The organism is Pseudomonas sp. PS02290 (assembly GCF_029960075.1).
Classification (GTDB): domain Bacteria; phylum Pseudomonadota; class Gammaproteobacteria; order Pseudomonadales; family Pseudomonadaceae; genus Aquipseudomonas.
Genome location: NZ_JASCOY010000234.1, coordinates 1 through 343, shown reverse-complemented (window position 1 = coordinate 343; position 343 = coordinate 1). Strand labels below are relative to the sequence as shown.

Here is a 343-nt window from a genome sequence, read left to right as displayed (position 1 = left end):
CCTTTGAAACCGTCGTAGCTTGGGCGCCCGGACTGCTGATCTCATACCCTTGCCAACCGGGCAGGTCCAGATTGCTGGAGCCTTCGAGTCGCATCCACATCTTTTGCCCGACCGCGATAAATGGCCACGCATCCACGGTGATATTGGCGTCGCCTTGTAGCGCCCCGACATCCAGGGAGCTGCCTGTCGCCTGTGTAATTTGCGGAGTGGTCAACTTGTCCGCTGGGATTAACCCAACCGTCAATTTCAAAATGTCGGAGTCATATGGCTTGCCATCTCGTTCAACTTGGTAGCTGACATCAATCGTCTTGCCGAGAACCGCTCCAATCATCGTCGCCGGAAC

1 pseudogene is annotated in these 343 nt (G+C 55.7%); it reads right to left on the bottom strand.

Going from position 1 to position 343, the window contains the following annotated elements:
• Positions 1 to 343: pseudogene (locus QMX88_RS29350) on the bottom strand (hypothetical protein); the annotation flags it as partial.